Source organism: Stenotrophomonas sp. 59, assembly GCF_030291095.1.
Classification (GTDB): domain Bacteria; phylum Pseudomonadota; class Gammaproteobacteria; order Xanthomonadales; family Xanthomonadaceae; genus Stenotrophomonas; species Stenotrophomonas maltophilia_Q.
The window spans coordinates 3799725-3814097 of the sequence record NZ_CP127408.1 but is presented as its reverse complement, the minus strand read 5'-3'; the positions used below and the strand labels follow the sequence as shown (position 1 = coordinate 3814097).

Sequence of the window (14373 nt, the reverse complement as noted above, 5' to 3'; positions counted from 1 at the left end):
TGGCGTTTCCGTATTGTCGAGTCTCCCAACCGCAGGAGACCCCCATGGATACCGCTGTGAACGCCCGTGCCTGGCTGGACCACCACGATCTGCTGGACCCGGCACCGATGCACCTGGAGACGGGTATCCAGCGTCGCGAAGACGGCACCCTGCTGGTGGCGGTGCGAACCGATCTGCACGGCTGCAAGGGCCGCATGCTGGACTGGTGGTTCACCTTCTTCGAAACCACCCAGCACATCCGCTGGTGGCATCCGGTCGATCATGTCGAGCATCGCGGCTGGGACGCGGCCTGGCAGCGTGGACGCAGCTACCACGGCGCCAGCATCCATGCGGTGGAATCGCTGGCTGACATTCCGCCGGTGGCGGCGCGCCTGAAGTTCCATGACCCGCGCACGTTGCTGGTGCCCGAGCGCCTGCAGGCGGCGCAGGATGCAGGTGACCTGTCGGCGGTGATCGCCGCGCGCATCGGCTTCGGTGACCACGTGCGCCTGGATGCAAACGGTGATCCCTGCGATGGGCAGATGCTGCACGTGGCGCGCGATACGCCGTTTGGCTGCGTGCTGCGCAGCCGCTTCGTGCTCGGCCTGGACAGCGCCGATCCGCACCGCGATGCCAGCGATGCGGTCGGCCTTGGCCTGCTCAAGCACTGCTATACGGAGTTCAGCTTCCTTTCGCGTCTGCTGCCATCGCTGTACTACGGCGAACGCGCCAATGGCGAGGCGGTGCCACTGCCATGGTGAACGACGCGCCGGTCATTCGACCAGCGCGTCGTAGCCTTCAGCGCTGAACTGGATCAGGCAGAAGCCGTGGCCGAATGGATCGGCCAGCACGGCAATGCTGCCCCAGCGACGTTCGCGCACGGATTGTTCGAGCGTCGCCCCGGCTGCAACCGCACGGGCCAGTGCGGCCTGGATGTCATCCACGACCCAGTCCAGGTGCAGCGGCGTCCAGTGGCGCTCGTAGTCGCGCACGTCACCGTCCTCGGTGGCGGCGCTGCCGGCCTCGTTCTGCAGCAGATACAGCGGCGTGGGTCCACCGAGCAGTTCCACGGCGCCCGGGCCGAGGCGGCGGCCGATGCGCAGGCCGAAGGCTCGCATGTAGAAGTCTTCGGCAGCGGCGAGGTCGGGGACGTCGAGGTTGACGATGAACGCTGCGGTGGGCGTGTCCATGATCAGATCCGGTGGATGCGGGTGGGCAGTGTATGCCCCCATCCACGCATGGCGTGGATCTACTGTGCGCGTGGGTAATCGAGGTAGCCCGCCTCACCGCCACCGTAATAGGTGCTGCGGTCAGGCGTGGCCAGCGCGACGTCGTGCCGAAGGCGTTCGACCAGATCCGGGTTGGCGATGAAGGGCTGGCCGAACGCGGCCAGGTCGATGGTGCCCGCTTCGACCAGTTCAAGCGCGCGTTCGCGGGTCATGCCACCGGCCAGGATCACGGTGCCACCGTAGGCCTGCTTGAACTGCTTCAGGAACGCGCTGCCCAGCACCGATTCACCCTGCTGCAGGTTGTCGTTGAGGTGCAGGTAGGCCAGCCCGCGCTTGCCCAGTTCTTCGGCCAGGTACAGATAGGTGGCTTCGTTGTCGGGGTAGAACGGCATGTCGAAGGTGAGGTTGTTCGGCGCCAGGCGCACGCCGATGCGGTGTGCACCGATGCGTTCGGCCATCGCATCGACCGTCTCCAGGATCAGCCGCGCACGGTTGGGCAGTGAGCCGCCGTAGCGGTCGTCGCGCTGGTTGATGAGCGGGTTGAGGAACTGTTCGAACAGGTAGCCATTGGCGGCATGCAGCTCGGTGCCGTCGAAGCCGGCGGCGATCGCGTTGTCGGCGCCCCGTGCGAAGTCGGCAATGATGCCGGGGATTTCGTCGGTGGCCAGCGTACGTGCCGGGGTGGGATCTGCGTGGCCGCGGCTGCCGTCTTCCAGATAGACGAACGAGGTGTTCTTCGGTGCGCTGGCCACCGGGCGCGTGCCGGCGCTGACCGGTTGCCCACCATCGGGCTGCAGCGAGGAATGCGACATGCGGCCCACGTGCCAGAGCTGGGCAAAGATCGTGCCCTGGGCGGCATGCACCGCCTCGGTGACCAGCGTCCAACCGGCCACCTGCTCGGCCGACCAGATACCCGGCACGTCGATGTAACCCTGGCCCTGCGGCGAGACCGGCGTGCCTTCGCTGATGATCAGGCCGGCGCTGGCACGTTGCCGGTAGTACTGCGCGGTGAGCTCATTGGCGACCGAACCGGGGTTGCGGGCACGGGTCATCGGGGCCATCGCGATGCGGTTGCGCAGGGCGGTGCCTGACAGGTCGAAGGGGTGGAAGAGGGCGGCGGTCATGTCGGTCATCTCGGTGCGGGGAGGCGCCAGCGGCGCGATGGACACAGGATGGCGTTGACATGCGGGTGCATAAAGCGCTTCGATTTCCCATTGAGCGGGACTATTTGTCCCCAATGGAGCGTGTAAAGATGTTGCCACTGGAATCCTTGAATGGCCTGGTGACCTTCGTCACCACGGCACGCTCGGGCAGCTTCACCGAAGCCGCCGATGCGCTGGGCATTTCGCGCTCGGCGGTGGGCAAGGCCATCGCGCGGCTCGAAGCGCGACTGGGCGTGCGCCTGTTCCATCGCACCACGCGGCGCATCGCGCTGACCAGCGACGGCGAGGCGTACTACGCCTCCTGCGCGGCGGCGCTGGAAGAGATTTCCGCGGCCGAGGCCTGCCTGGGGTCGGCCGGGCTGCCCAGCGGGCGGCTGCGCATCGACATGCCGTCCTCGTTCGGGCGGCTGGTGGTGCTGCCGGCGCTGCTGCGGCTGTGCCGGGAGTACCCGGACCTGCAGTTGACGATGACCTTCACCGATCACTTCATCGATCCGGTCGAGGAAGGCATCGACCTGCTGATCCGCTTCGGTGGGCTGCACCAGGCCGAGCATCTGGTGGCACGCCGGCTGGGGCGCCAGCGGCTGGTCACCTGTGCATCGCCAGCGTACCTGCAGGCACATGGCACCCCGCACACCGTTGAGGAACTGGCACAGCACCGCAGCATCGTCGGCTTCCGCCACGGCCAGCCGGTGGCGTGGCGGATCGGCAGTGATGATGCGGAAGGAACCTTCATTCCAAATGCGGCCTACCAGCTCAACGACGGTGACGCGGTGATCGACGCGGCCATCGCCGGGCTGGGTATCTGCCAGATGCCTATTTCACTGGTGCGCCGTCATCTGGAATCCGGCGCGCTGCACTCGGTGCTCGACGCGCACATGCAGCGGCATATCGACATCCACGCGCTGTGGCCACCGACGCGCCACCTGCGGCCGAAGGTGCGTTATGTGGTGGATGAACTGGCGCGGCTGGCGGGTCAGGGAGCGTTCGACTGAGGCCCAGGGATTGAGCCCGGAAATCGGATGTGTATACTATCCCCCAGTATAGTTCCGAGGTGGCTCCGCCATGCCGCACTCCCCCGAAGAGAAAAAGAAGGTCCTGGCCCGCGTGCGCCGCATCCGCGGCCAGTGCGATGCGCTGGACCGCGCGCTGGAAGCCGGTGCCGACTGTGGGCCGGTGCTGCAGCAGATCGCGGCCATCCGTGGCGCGGTCAACGGCCTGATGTCCGAGGTGATGGAGGCCCATCTGCGCGAGGAGTTCGGCCAGCCCGCGGCCTCTGATGAACAACGCGCCGAGCGCGTGCGCGACATGAGCGCGTTGATCCGCTCGTACCTGAAGTAAACGTTGGCGCAACGTAGCGCCGCGCATCCTGTTTCCCTTGTTTTCCTGGAGAATCCACCATGAAGTCCCGTGCCGCCGTCGCCTTTGGTCCCGGCCAGCCGCTGCAGATCGTCGAGATCGATGTCGCCCCGCCGAAGAAGGGCGAAGTGCTGGTCAAGATCACCCACACCGGTGTCTGCCACACCGATGCGTTCACCCTGTCCGGCGATGATCCGGAAGGCCTGTTCCCGGTGGTGCTGGGCCATGAAGGCGCCGGCATCGTGGTGGAAGTGGGCGAGGGCGTGACCAGCGTCAAGCCCGGCGACCACGTGATTCCGCTGTACACCGCCGAGTGCGGCGAGTGCCTGTTCTGCAAGAGCGGCAAGACCAACCTGTGCGTGGCCGTGCGCGCGACCCAGGGCAAGGGCGTGATGCCCGACGGCACCAGCCGCTTCAGCTACAACGGCGAGCCGCTGTACCACTACATGGGCTGCTCGACCTTCAGCGAGTACACCGTGGTGGCTGAAGTCTCGCTGGCCAAGATCAACCCGGATGCCAACCCGGAACACGTCTGCCTGCTTGGCTGCGGTGTCACCACCGGCATCGGCGCGGTGCATAACACCGCCAAGGTGCAGGAAGGCGACAGCGTGGCCGTGTTCGGCCTCGGTGGCATCGGCCTGGCCGTAATCCAGGGCGCGCGCCAGGCCAAGGCCGGCCGCATCATCGCGGTGGACACCAACCCGTCCAAGTTCGAACTGGCCCGCGAATTCGGTGCCACCGACTGCATCAACCCGAAGGACTACGACAAGCCGATCCAGCAGGTCATCGTGGAAATGACCACCTGGGGCGTGGACCACAGCTTCGAGTGCATCGGCAACGTCAACGTGATGCGCGCGGCGCTGGAATGCGCGCACCGTGGCTGGGGCCAGAGCGTGGTGATCGGCGTGGCCGGTTCGGGCCAGGAGATCTCCACCCGTCCGTTCCAGCTGGTGACCGGCCGCAAGTGGATGGGCACCGCCTTCGGTGGCGTGAAGGGCCGCAGCCAGCTGCCGGGCATGGTCGAGGATGCGATGAAGGGCGACATCGAACTGGCCCCGTTCGTCACCCACACCATGGACCTGAACAAGATCAACGAAGCCTTCGACCTGATGCATGAAGGCAAGTCGATCCGTTCGGTCGTGCATTACTGAGCCACGGCATGGGCTGGCTGGATGCCCTGCGCCGGCCGCGTGCGGAAGACCCGCGCGCGGCCCTGGTCGCCCCGATCGAGCAGGCGCTGCGCGCGCTGGGCTGGGTCGAAGGCGAAGTCGGTGCACCGCGGCCGGTGGATTCACCGTTCGGCATCGATGAGATGCCGTTCGAGCACTGGCTGGCGCAGGTCTTCCTGCCGCGGCTGCACGAGGCCCGCGCCGACGGCCGATGGCCACCGCGCAGCGATGTGGCGGTGGCCGCGTACCGCAACCTGGATGGCCAGCCCGGCGTCGAGCCGCTGCTGCGCCTGCTGTCGCAGCTGGATGAGTTGATCAACACACGTGACGGCTGACGCCGGCACGCAGGAGAGTTCCATGGAACGCATTGAACACCGCGCCTGTTTCGGTGGCTGGCAGGACGTCTACCGCCATCATTCGACCACGCTGGCCTGCGACATGCAGTTCGCCGTGTACCTGCCGCCGCAGGCGGAAGCGCAGAAGTTGCCGGTGCTGTACTGGCTGAGCGGCCTGACCTGCACCGAGCAGAATTTCATCACCAAGGCCGGCGCACAGCGCTATGCGGCCGAGCATGGGGTGATCCTGGTAGCGCCCGATACCAGTCCTCGCGGCGAGGATGTGGCCGATGCCGAGGGCTACGATCTGGGCAAGGGGGCAGGGTTCTACCTCAATGCCACCCGCACGCCGTGGGCAAAGCACTACCGCATGCATGACTATGTTGCGCGGGAGCTGCCCGAACTGATCGAAGCGAACTTCCCGGCCACCGCAGCGCGCAGCATCAGTGGCCATTCGATGGGCGGCCATGGTGCGCTGGTGATCGCACTGCGCAACCCGGGGCGCTACCGCAGCGTGTCGGCGTTCTCGCCCATCGTTGCGCCCAGCCACGTGCCGTGGGGTCAAAAGGCCTTCCACGCTTACCTGGGCGACAACCCCGCCGACTGGGCTGCGTGGGATGCCTGCGCGCTGCTGGCCACCGCCGAAGAGCGCCTGCCGCTGCTGGTCGACCAGGGCGGGGCCGATGAATTCCTGCAGACCCAGCTGCAACCCGAGCGCCTGCAGCAGGCCTGTGATGCCGCCGGCCACCCGCTGACCCTGCGCCTGCAGCCGGGGTACGACCACAGCTACTACTTCATCGCCAGTTTCATCGGCGAGCACATCGCCCACCACGCCCGCGCGCTGCAGGACTGACCCCCTGTAGAGCCGAGCCCACGCTCGGCTCTCCCTTGGCCTCCGACCGGACGGCAGCCGAGCATGGGCTCGGATTACGGTTGCACGCTGCTTTTCCGGTGGTGGATCACACCATCGTGGCGCCGCCCCGGGCTATCGTGCGCCCATACGGCCTTGCCGATCGGGGGATGCATGCCGGTAGTGCTGGCGCTGCTGTATGTGCTGTGCCACGGTCTGGTCCTGGCCATGTGGCCGGGGCCCGTCGGTGCGGGTTCCTTCGTGTTCCTGACCGGCGCTCCGCTGCTGGCCGCCGCCGCCTGCCTGTGGCGGGCCCGCCGCGATGGCGCCGCGCTGGGTTGGCGTGCCACCGCGCTGGCCCTGCTGCTGTGGGGCGGAGGCATGGCCTTCAACATGGTCGATGCGCTGGGCGCCGGCCGTGCCGATGTCACGCCGCAGGTCAGTCTGTTCCTGTATGTGCTTTACGGCGTGCCGCTGGTGTTCATCCTGGCCCGTGCACGCCGCGAACGGCTCAGCATCAGCCTGATCGACGCGGCCATGGCCGCGCTGCTGGGTGTGCTGTTCTTCGTGCACGCGCAATCGTTTGCCGCCCGCATCGATGTTGATGACCACGCGATGGCCAACATGCAGCGCATGTTCGACATCCAGAACCTGTGCATTGCGGCGTTCGCTGTGGTGCGCTGGCTGGTCGGCGACGTTCCGGAGCGGCGCAACTTCTTCCGTGCGCTGGCAATGTACGCCGTCGTCTACCTGCTGGTGGCGTACTACATCAACCACTACACCGAGGAGCAGTCGTTCGGTGCCTACAACGACCTGCTGATCGACCTGCCGTTCCTGCTGCTGGCACTGCTGGCGCTGAGCCGGGCGCCGGCGCCGAGCTTCGTGCTGCATCCACGGTTGGCACGCACGGTGCAGGCGGCCGGCCCGATGATCCTGCCGTTGCTGCTGCTGGTGGTCGGGACGCTGGTGGTCGACCACGCGCGACCACTGGCGGTCACCGGGTTCGTGGTCGCGACGCTGGGCTTCGGCCTGCGCAGCATCCTGCTGCAGGTGGACCTGATGGAGCGGCAGGCATCGCTGGACCAGCTGGCACGGCAGGATGGCCTCACTGGCGTAGCCAACCGGCGCGAGTTCGATGCATTGCTGTTGGCCGAATGGAACCGTGCGCGGCGCAGCGGCAGCGAACTGGGCCTGTTGCTGCTGGACATCGACCATTTCAAGGTCTTCAACGACCGGCACGGTCATCCTGCCGGGGACCGCTGCCTGCAGGCCGTAGCGGCGGTCCTGAAGGTCAGCGCCGGCCGTGCAGGCGACAGCGTTGCGCGCTATGGCGGCGAGGAATTCGCAGTGATCGTGCCGGGAAGCCCGCTGTCGGGCGTACTGGCGCTGGCCGAACGCCTGCGCGAGGCAGTGGAAGCGCTGCCGTTGCCCGAAGGTTCGGTCAGCATCAGCGTCGGTGTGGGCTACCTGCATCCGCCGGCCCTGGCCAGCGCCGACCAGCTGCTGGCAGACGCCGACGCGGGCCTGTATGCGGCCAAGCGTGCCGGCCGCAACCAGGTGATCCTGCATGCGCATGTGCTCGACGACGAAGGCAGTGCACATGGCACGATGGACTGCTGAGGGCGACGCGTGATCAGCCCTGATGCAGCATCGCGCGCCTGTGGTGCCGAGCGGTCATCGTTGCCGCAGCCAGCCGGTGGGATCGAGCAGCCTCAGCCCGACAGGTGACAATGATCGCTGCCTGCACGGCGACAGCACAGCGTGCCAGCTGCTGCCGCAGCGGTGCCAGCGTGTCGTCTTCGCGGGGCCGTGCATGCCGCCACTGGGCGATGCGCAGCAGGCAGACCAGCAGGTCCAGTTCGCTGGCGGCAATGAAGGGAGAGCCGGCGGGCAGCAGGTCGATCGGCGCCGCGGGCGCGGCCAGCAGTGGCAGCAGGTTGATGAACGCGTCGCAGCCTTCAGGATCAAGGCCGAGGCCGCTCAGCTGTGCGAGTCCATCGGCCATGAGATCGGGGTCACGCAGCTGGCGTATCGCCGCCAGCAGCGCCTGCTCGCCACGACCGAACTGGCGGCCGAAGGCACGGTAGCTGACCCGCGTGGGAAACAAGGGGGAACGGGAGGCCATGGCAGCTAGGGTTGTGGGTCGCGGGTTTCCACCAGCACGGGGCAGGGGGCGTGATCGATGGTCCATTGCCCGATCGAGGGTTCGAACAGGCGTTCCAGCCGGGACAGGTGGCGGTGGCCGATCACGATCAGGTCGCACTTCAGGCGCCTGGCCTGGTCGCTGATGACTTCGCCGGGGTCGCCGGAGGGGATCTGCGCGATGGCATCGACGCCGCGCTCGCGCAGTTCGGCCAGGGCTTCGGCCAGCACCGCCTCGGCGCGGGAGCGCTGGCGGGCGGCTTCCGGATACTCGATGCGGTCGGCTTCGCTGGCATCGGCGGCCAGCGCGAATTCGGGGTCGAGCACGCACAGCAGGTGCAGGCGGCTGCGGGGTCCGGCCATGGCCGCGGCAAGGTCCAGCACGCGCGCGTGCTGGGGGCCACCGTCCAGGGCGACCAGCAGGGTATTGAACATGGATGTCTCCTTTGCAGGCCGGGGATGGTCGCCGATGTCATCGCGCGCACCCATGCCGTGCGCGGCAGTCAATGAATGCGTCAGACGCAATCCATTGAGGCCAGGAGTGCCGTAGAGTCATCTGATTTACTGGAGACTGTCATGCCCCTGCCGGACCTGAACCTGTTGCTGGCACTGGACGTGCTGATCGACGAATGCAGCGTGGCCGCCGCCGCGCGGCGGATGAACCTGAGCGCGCCGGCGATGAGCCGTACCCTGGGCCGGATCCGCACCGCCCTGGGCGACCCGGTGCTGGTGCGTGCCGGCCGCGGGCTGGCGCCCACGCCGCGTGCCCTGCAGCTGCGTGAGCAGGTCCGCGACGTGATCGAGCAGGCCCACCGCGTCTTCAATGCCGGTCGCGAGATCGACCTGCGCACCCTGGAGCGCACCTTCAATGTCCGCGCCAATGATGTCTTCATCGGCGGATTCGGCGGACGCCTGCGTGAACTGTTCCGCCAGCAGGCGCCGCGCGCGGTGCTGCGCTTCGTGCCCGAGGGCGATACCGACGACGATGCGATGGCGCAGGGCCGGATCGACCTGTACATCAGCACCGCCGGCAAGCACGCGCCCGATACCAAGGTGCAGAACCTGTTCAGTACCTCGTTCATGGGCGCCGCGCGCGAGGACCATCCACTGTTCGATGAGGAGATCAGCGCCGAGCGCTTTGCCGCGTGCGACCACATCGCGGTGTCGCGCCGTGGCCTGCCACGTGGGCCGATCGATGATGACCTGGCCTCGCTCGGCCTGCAGCGCCGCGTGGCGCTGATCAGCCCGACCTTCCATGGTGCGATCTTCGCGGCGGCCGAATCGGACCTGATCCTGCCGCAGATGCCGAGCGTGATGCTGGAGCGGATCGTCAGCATGCGCCTGCCGTTGCGCCTGTTCCCGCTGCCGATCCCGGTGCGTACCGCGGCCATCGTGCAGGCCTGGCATCCGCGGCTGGACAACGATGCCGCGCACCAGTGGCTGCGCCGCTCGATCAAGACCATGTGCGAGCGCGTCGAGGACGCCCACCGCTGATGCCCGCAGGCGTGCGCCGGACGCACGCCTGGGATGCCGGCGACGCCATTTTTCACAGGGTACCGGCTCCCTAGACTGCGCTCCCCGGAGTTTCACTGAGCGCATTCCAATGACCCTCAACATGCCGTGCACTGCACGGATCGGTGCCCGGCGATGAGTACGCCGGCCGCCGCTGTCCCGGTCGCTGCAGCCCCCCGTCCTGCCGCCGCCCCCGGGCTCGACCGCCGCGTCCTGGTCGGCCTGTGTGGCGTGCTGCTGGCGGTGCTGGTGTCGGGCTTCAACGAGAACATCACCAAGGTCGCATTGGCCGACATCCGTGGCGCGATGGGTTTCAGCGCCGATGACGGCAGCTGGATCGTCGCCCTCTACAGCGCGATGTCGGTCAGCGCGATGGCCTTCGCGCCCTGGTGTGCCGCCACCTTTTCGCTGCGCCGCTTCGCGCTGGCGATGATCGGTGGCTTCATGGTGCTGGGCGTGCTGTGCCCGCTGGCCCCGAACCTGCAGGTCTTCCTGCTGCTGCGTGCATTGCAGGGCCTTTGCGGTGGTGCACTGCCGCCGCTGCTGATGAGCGTGGCCCTGCGCTTCCTGCCGCCGGGCATCAAGCTGTACGGCCTGGCCGGCTATGCGCTGACGGCAACGTTCGGCCCGAGCATGGGCACGCCGCTGGCTGCATTCTGGGTCGAGCAGGTGGGCTGGCACTGGGCGTTCTGGCAGATCGTGCCGTATTGCCTGGCTGCAATGGCGATGGTCGGCTGGGGCCTGCCGCAGGACCCGCTGCGGCTCGAACGCTTCGCCCAGTTCGATACGGTCGGCCTGCTGCTCGGCCTGCCAGCGCTGGTGCTGCTGGTGCTGGGCCTGGTGCAGGGCCCGCGCCTGAACTGGTTCGACTCGCCGATGATCACGTTGATGATCGGTGGCGGTGCCGGCCTGATGGTGCTGTTCATGATCAATGAATGGTTCCACCCCTTGCCGTTCTTCAAGCTGCAACTGCTGGCCAACCGCAATCTCAGCTACTCGCTGGTGACGCTGGGCGGCGTGCTGTTCGTGCTGCTGGCGGTGATCTCGATCCCGTCCGGCTTCCTGGCCAGCGTGCAGGGCTACCGGCCGCTGCAGACGGCACCGATGCTGCTGTGGGTGGCACTGCCACAGGTGATCGCGCTGCCGCTGGTGGCGGCCCTGTTGAACATCCGCGCGGTGGATTGCCGCTGGGTGCAGGCCACCGGCCTGGCGATGCTGGCGCTGGCCTGCTGGCTGGGCTCGCACCTGGACGTGGCCTGGATCCGTGACAACTTCCTGTGGGTGCAGCTGCTGCAGGTGTTCGCACAACCGATGGCGGTGCTGCCGCTGCTGATGCTGGCCACCGGCGGCCTGGCGCCGCAGGACGGCCCGTTCGCCTCGGCGTGGTTCAACACGGTCAAGGGTTTCGCTGCGGTGCTCGCCAGCGGCGTACTGGATGCCGTCGCCCAGGGCCGCCGTCATTTCCATTCCACCGTGCTGGTCGACCGCCTGGGCGAGCAACCGTGGCTGGCCGATGGCCCGCAGCTCGGCGCGCGCCTGCATGCACAGGTGCAGGCGCTGACCTCGGCTGACCTGTACTGGGTGGTCGCGCTGGTGGCGCTGGCCTTCATTCCCCTCATTGCCTGGATGCCCACCCGCATCCATCCGCCACGTGCCGTGGCCTGAACCTCTCGCAGGAATCCCTCATGACGATCAATCGAACCACTCTCCACACCGGCCTGGGCCTGGGCGTACTGGCCCTGGCCATCGGCGCCTGGCTGCTGCTGCGCGATGGCGGCCACCAGACCACCAACAATGCGTACGTCGTGGCTGACTACACCCTGGTGGCCCCGAAAATTCCCGGCTTCGTCAGCGCCGTGGAGGTGGAGGACAACCAGTCGGTGAAGGCCGGCGACGTGCTCGCCCGCATCGACGACCGTGACTACCAGGTGGCACTGCAGGCAGCGCGTGCCGACCTTGCCAATGCCCGCGCACAGCTGGCCAACGCGCAGGCCGCACTGGCCCAGCAGGATTCGCTGATCGAGCAGGCCAGGGCCAGTGTCGATGTCAGCCGTTCCGAACTGACCCTGGCCAGTGCCGACCAGCAGCGCTACCGCGAACTGGCCCGTGACGGCGCCGGAACCGTGCAGAACGCGCAGCAGGCGCAGTCGAAGCAGGCCGTAGCCAGTGCCCATCTGCAGCAGGGGCAGGCGGCGCTGTCGACCGCGCGCCAGCGCACCGACATCCTGACGGCCGGCGTGCAGGCCGCGCAGGCTGCCGTGCAACGCGCGGAAGCGGCGCAGGCGCGCGCTGAGCTGGATCTGTCGCACACCGTGCTGCGTGCACCGATCGACGGCATGGTTGGTCGTCGTGCAGTGCGCGTAGGTGCCTACCTGACCCCGGGCACGCCGGTGGCCGCGGTGGTGCCGCTGAAGCGGGCGTTCGTGGTCGCCAACTTCCAGGAAACACAGATGACCCGCATGCAGGCCGGCCAGCAGGTCGAACTGAAGGTGGACGTGTTCCCGGGCAAGCCACTGCGCGGGCACATCGACAGCATCGCGCCGGCCACCGGCGTCACCTTCGCCGCCGTCGCACCGGAGAACGCCACCGGCAACTTCACCAAGGTGGTGCAGCGCATTCCGGTGAAGATCGTGCTGGAGCCGGGCCAGTCGCTGCTGGACCAGCTGCGTGCCGGCATGTCGGTGGAAGCCAGCGTGGACCTGGGCAGCCGCGCACGCGCGCAGAGCGTGCAGCACAGTCCGGGCCATGCGGCCGGGGAGGGAGCATGAGCGCGCTCACCGTGTTCCGCAGCACCCTTGTTGCGGCCAGCCTGTGCACGGCCCTGGCTGCCTGCACGATGGGCCCGGACTTCGTACGCCCACAGGCGGAACTGCCCAGCCACTGGCAGGGTGAGGCCGTCGCGGGCAATGCGATCGATCAGGATGCCGCCTGGTGGGCCGGCTTCGACGACCCGCTGCTGGGACAGCTTGCCAGCCAGGTGCTGGAGGCCAACCTGGACCTGCAGCTGGCGGCCAACCGCGTGCAGCAGAGCCGCGCCGCGCGTGGCATCAGCGCCGCCGACCGTCTGCCCAGCGTCAGCGCAACCGCCAGCGGCGCACGCGCACGCAACAGCGAGGTGGGCTTGAACGATCCATCCGGCAACGGCGGTCGTGATGACTACGGGCTGTTCCAGGCCGGCATCGGCCTGAGCTGGGAGCTGGACCTGTGGGGCCGCGTGCGCCGCCAGGTGGAAGCCGCCGATGCGCGTGTGCAGATGGCCGAGGAGGACGCACATGCAGTGCGCATCGCGCTGCTGGCGGAAACCGCGCGTGATTACCTGCAGCTGCGTGCAACGCGGCAGTTGCTGGCGATCACCGAGGACAACCTCAGCATCGCCCTCGACATCAAGCGCCTGACCGAGGCACGCCAGCAGCAGGGCGTTGCCAGTACGCTGCAGGTGTCCAGCGCATCAGCGCAGGTGGCATCGCTGCAGGCACGCATCGCGCCGCTGCGGCACCGTGAATCGCAGCTGCGCAATGCACTGGCGTTCCTGCTGGCGCAGCCTCCGCAGGCATTGGATACGCAGCTGCAGAATGCACGCCGTGACTGGCCCGCACTGCCGGCCGTGGCGGTGGGGCTGCCCAGCGAACTGGCCGAGCGTCGCCCGGACATCCGTCGTGCCGAAGCGGCGTTGCATGCCGCAACGGCCGGCATCGGCGTGGCCAAGGCCAGTTTCCTGCCGCGCATCACCTTGAATGGCGACGCTGGCTTCCAGGCCAAGCAGCTGGATGATCTGGATGGCTGGAACGCACACCGCTTCAGCATCGGGCCGTCGATCAGCCTGCCGATCTTCCAGGGCGGCAGGCTGAAGGCCAACCTCGCGTTGAGCAAGCTGCAGCAGCAGCAGTCGTCGCTGCAGTTCCAGCGCACGGTGCTGCAGGCCTGGCATGAAGTGGACGACGCCATCGATGGCTACGCCGCCGAACAGCAGCGCACCGTGCAGCTGCACGTGGCGGTGGACGAAAGCGAGACCGCGCTGGGTGCGGCGCGCCGGCAGTACCAGGCCGGCGTGGTCGACATGCTGGACGTGCTGACTACCCAGCGCATCGCGCTGGACAACCAGGCAGCGCTGGCCAACAGCCAGGCCACGGCCGCGATCGCACGGGTGGAGCTGTACCGCGCGCTGGGCGGTGGCTGGTAGGGAGATGGAAACGCCGGGCATGGCCCGGCGCTACCCATCGCGGCGGTAGCGCCGGGCCATGCCCGGCGGGCACCTCAACGCACGTCGCGCAGTTCCCAGTGGTGGCCGGCCAGCAGGCGCAGGCGCTGCTTGAACACGTCGCTGTCGATGCGGGTGGTGGCCACCAGGTTGATGCGCAGATCCTTCTGCTCGCCGGTCACGGTGGCATCCGGATCGGTTGCGCCCCACTGCACTTCCACTGCATCGGGATCGGGCTGCTTGGCCTTCCAGCGCTCGAACAGCGTGCCGCTGCGCAGGGCGTCCTGCAGTTCCTCGGCGAAGCCGGCGGCGCCCTGCGAATGGAAGGACAGGTCAGGGTCGTTGCCGCGGGCCTTGGAGGGATCGGGCAGGCTGATGTGGTACTGCGCAGGCATGGAGTTCTCCTTGAAGTGCGGCAAGGCTGGCACAGTGGCGGT

General features: G+C 67.9%; 15 protein-coding genes and 1 pseudogene. 11 read left to right on the top strand and 5 right to left on the bottom strand.

Annotated elements, in window-relative coordinates:
• The first annotated feature begins 44 nt into the window (after nt 1-44).
• Nucleotides 45-740 carry a hydrolase gene (locus QP552_RS17545; protein ID WP_111112409.1) on the top strand — a complete coding sequence of 232 codons (696 nt, stop codon included), beginning with the start codon at nt 45-47 and terminating at the stop codon, nt 738-740.
• A 12-nt stretch (nt 741-752) separates the two neighbouring features.
• On the opposite strand, the gene QP552_RS17540 is transcribed toward QP552_RS17545, so the two are convergent.
• Together QP552_RS17540 and QP552_RS17535 are read right to left on the bottom strand one after the other, a co-directional pair.
• Nucleotides 753-1169 carry a VOC family protein gene (locus QP552_RS17540; RefSeq protein ID WP_111112410.1) on the bottom strand — a complete coding sequence of 139 codons (417 nt, stop codon included), beginning with the start codon at nt 1167-1169 and terminating at the stop codon, nt 753-755.
• 59 nt (nt 1170-1228) lie between these two features.
• Nucleotides 1229-2332, bottom strand: a complete 1104-nt coding sequence (locus tag QP552_RS17535) for an alkene reductase (protein WP_286074181.1) — start codon at nt 2330-2332, stop codon at nt 1229-1231.
• 128 nt (nt 2333-2460) lie between these two features.
• Here QP552_RS17535 and QP552_RS17530 point away from each other — a divergent pair, with 128 nt between their 5' ends.
• From QP552_RS17530 to QP552_RS17505, 6 genes are all read left to right on the top strand, one after another.
• A complete protein-coding gene (locus tag QP552_RS17530; protein ID WP_286074180.1) occupies nt 2461-3366 on the top strand; it encodes a LysR family transcriptional regulator in 906 nt (301 codons plus the stop codon).
• Between the two features lie 70 nt (nt 3367-3436).
• Nucleotides 3437-3712, top strand: a complete 276-nt coding sequence (frmR, locus tag QP552_RS17525) for a formaldehyde-responsive transcriptional repressor FrmR (RefSeq protein ID WP_005411009.1) — start codon at nt 3437-3439, stop codon at nt 3710-3712.
• Between the two features lie 59 nt (nt 3713-3771).
• Nucleotides 3772-4881, top strand: coding sequence for an S-(hydroxymethyl)glutathione dehydrogenase/class III alcohol dehydrogenase (locus QP552_RS17520; RefSeq protein ID WP_286074179.1), 1110 nt, complete (start codon nt 3772-3774; stop codon nt 4879-4881).
• 8 nt (nt 4882-4889) lie between these two features.
• On the top strand, nt 4890-5234 hold the full coding sequence (locus QP552_RS17515) for a YqcC family protein (RefSeq protein WP_106550741.1): 345 nt from the start codon (nt 4890-4892) through the stop codon (nt 5232-5234).
• Between the two features lie 22 nt (nt 5235-5256).
• The gene (fghA, locus tag QP552_RS17510; protein ID WP_286074178.1) at nt 5257-6087 is read left to right on the top strand and encodes an S-formylglutathione hydrolase; all 831 of its coding nucleotides are present in this window, start codon (nt 5257-5259) and stop codon (nt 6085-6087) included.
• A 171-nt stretch (nt 6088-6258) separates the two neighbouring features.
• Nucleotides 6259-7704, top strand: coding sequence for a GGDEF domain-containing protein (locus QP552_RS17505; RefSeq protein ID WP_286074177.1), 1446 nt, complete (start codon nt 6259-6261; stop codon nt 7702-7704).
• A gap of 54 nt (nt 7705-7758) precedes the next feature.
• Here the strand turns inward: QP552_RS17505 and QP552_RS17500 are convergent.
• Both QP552_RS17500 and QP552_RS17495 read right to left on the bottom strand, forming a co-directional pair.
• A pseudogene (locus QP552_RS17500) lies at nt 7759-8209 on the bottom strand (hypothetical protein).
• Between the two features lie 5 nt (nt 8210-8214).
• Nucleotides 8215-8661, bottom strand: a complete 447-nt coding sequence (locus QP552_RS17495) for a universal stress protein (protein ID WP_286074175.1) — start codon at nt 8659-8661, stop codon at nt 8215-8217.
• Nucleotides 8662-8802: 141 nt separating this feature from the next.
• Between QP552_RS17495 and QP552_RS17490 the strand changes: the two genes are divergently transcribed.
• From QP552_RS17490 to QP552_RS17475, 4 genes are all read left to right on the top strand, one after another.
• A complete protein-coding gene (locus tag QP552_RS17490; protein WP_106550737.1) occupies nt 8803-9720 on the top strand; it encodes a LysR family transcriptional regulator in 918 nt (305 codons plus the stop codon).
• A 153-nt stretch (nt 9721-9873) separates the two neighbouring features.
• Nucleotides 9874-11403 (top strand): MFS transporter, encoded by a 1530-nt coding sequence (locus QP552_RS17485; protein ID WP_286074174.1) that lies wholly within the window; start codon nt 9874-9876, stop codon nt 11401-11403.
• 20 nt (nt 11404-11423) lie between these two features.
• Nucleotides 11424-12506, top strand: a complete 1083-nt coding sequence (locus QP552_RS17480; protein ID WP_286074173.1) for an HlyD family secretion protein — start codon at nt 11424-11426, stop codon at nt 12504-12506.
• Entirely contained in the window at nt 12503-13918 is a 1416-nt protein-coding gene (locus QP552_RS17475) for an efflux transporter outer membrane subunit (protein ID WP_111112417.1), read from the top strand. Before QP552_RS17480 ends, QP552_RS17475 begins: the two co-directional genes overlap by 4 nt.
• Nucleotides 13919-13992: 74 nt before the next feature.
• Here the strand turns inward: QP552_RS17475 and QP552_RS17470 are convergent, their stop codons facing one another.
• Entirely contained in the window at nt 13993-14331 is a 339-nt protein-coding gene (locus QP552_RS17470; RefSeq protein ID WP_106550751.1) for a hypothetical protein, read from the bottom strand.
• Nucleotides 14332-14373 lie beyond the last annotated feature (42 nt).

Excerpts from the sequence above, each read along its gene's own strand:
- QP552_RS17480 (WP_286074173.1), top strand. The coding sequence starts at position 11,424 with ATGACGATCAATCGAACCACTCTCCACACCGGCCTGGGCCTGGGCGTA.
- QP552_RS17505 (WP_286074177.1), top strand. The coding sequence starts at position 6,259 with ATGCCGGTAGTGCTGGCGCTGCTGTATGTGCTGTGCCACGGTCTGGTC.
- QP552_RS17520 (WP_286074179.1), top strand. The coding sequence starts at position 3,772 with ATGAAGTCCCGTGCCGCCGTCGCCTTTGGTCCCGGCCAGCCGCTGCAG.
- frmR (WP_005411009.1), top strand. The coding sequence starts at position 3,437 with ATGCCGCACTCCCCCGAAGAGAAAAAGAAGGTCCTGGCCCGCGTGCGC.
- QP552_RS17535 (WP_286074181.1), bottom strand. The coding sequence starts at position 2,332 with ATGACCGCCGCCCTCTTCCACCCCTTCGACCTGTCAGGCACCGCCCTG.
- QP552_RS17495 (WP_286074175.1), bottom strand. The coding sequence starts at position 8,661 with ATGTTCAATACCCTGCTGGTCGCCCTGGACGGTGGCCCCCAGCACGCG.
- QP552_RS17515 (WP_106550741.1), top strand. The coding sequence starts at position 4,890 with ATGGGCTGGCTGGATGCCCTGCGCCGGCCGCGTGCGGAAGACCCGCGC.
- QP552_RS17470 (WP_106550751.1), bottom strand. The coding sequence starts at position 14,331 with ATGCCTGCGCAGTACCACATCAGCCTGCCCGATCCCTCCAAGGCCCGC.
- QP552_RS17475 (WP_111112417.1), top strand. The coding sequence starts at position 12,503 with ATGAGCGCGCTCACCGTGTTCCGCAGCACCCTTGTTGCGGCCAGCCTG.
- fghA (WP_286074178.1), top strand. The coding sequence starts at position 5,257 with ATGGAACGCATTGAACACCGCGCCTGTTTCGGTGGCTGGCAGGACGTC.
- QP552_RS17490 (WP_106550737.1), top strand. The coding sequence starts at position 8,803 with ATGCCCCTGCCGGACCTGAACCTGTTGCTGGCACTGGACGTGCTGATC.
- QP552_RS17540 (WP_111112410.1), bottom strand. The coding sequence starts at position 1,169 with ATGGACACGCCCACCGCAGCGTTCATCGTCAACCTCGACGTCCCCGAC.
- QP552_RS17530 (WP_286074180.1), top strand. The coding sequence starts at position 2,461 with ATGTTGCCACTGGAATCCTTGAATGGCCTGGTGACCTTCGTCACCACG.
- QP552_RS17545 (WP_111112409.1), top strand. The coding sequence starts at position 45 with ATGGATACCGCTGTGAACGCCCGTGCCTGGCTGGACCACCACGATCTG.
- QP552_RS17485 (WP_286074174.1), top strand. The coding sequence starts at position 9,874 with ATGAGTACGCCGGCCGCCGCTGTCCCGGTCGCTGCAGCCCCCCGTCCT.